At 63.1% G+C, this 626-nt stretch carries 1 protein-coding gene; it reads right to left on the reverse strand.

Translation table 11 applies throughout. From position 1 onward, the window contains the following. Nucleotides 1–546: CaiB/BaiF CoA transferase family protein (locus NS334_RS16605; protein ID WP_193753148.1), on the reverse strand; the 546-nt coding region annotated here is incomplete at its 3' end. Nucleotides 547–626 lie beyond the last annotated feature (80 nt).

Raw genomic sequence — 626 nt, forward strand, 5'->3', positions numbered from 1 at the left:
CTGATAGAGAGCGGCGAGGATCGAGATCACCCCGAACATGCCGCCCATGATGTCATTGGCGGAGGAGCCGACACGTTGCGGCTTGTCGCGGGTACCGGTCATCGCGGCGAGCCCCGACATCATCTGCACGACCTCATCGAGCGCCGGGCGATGATCATAGGGACCGGAGAGAAAGCCCTTGTGGCCGGCGATGATCAGGTGCGGGTATTTCGCGCGCAGCTGCTCGGGCCCGAGACCCTGCTTGTCGAGTTGACCGTCGCGGAAATTCCCAAGGAACACGTCGGCGCCGGCGAGCAGCCGGTGCATGGTGTCGCGGTCCTCAGGTTTGGCGAGATTGAGCACCACGCTGCGCTTGCCACGGTTGAACAGCGGGAAGAACGAGACGCCCATGCCGCCGAGCGAGCGGGTCTTGTCGCCGGCCGGAGGTTCGACCTTGATCACTTCGGCGCCGAGTTGCGCCAGGATCATCCCGCAGGTCGGCCCCATCACCATGTGGGTCATCTCGACGACCCTCACACCCTCCAGCGGCAGTCCGCTCCCGGTCATCGGTTTCTCCGTGCTCGTTGCGCTCGTTTTGAGTAGTTGGCGCAGGTTAGGCTTCCGCACGCTATCTGAAAAATATAATC

The organism is Sphingomonas endophytica, from assembly GCF_001476895.1.
Taxonomy (GTDB): domain Bacteria; phylum Pseudomonadota; class Alphaproteobacteria; order Sphingomonadales; family Sphingomonadaceae; genus Sphingomonas; species Sphingomonas endophytica_A.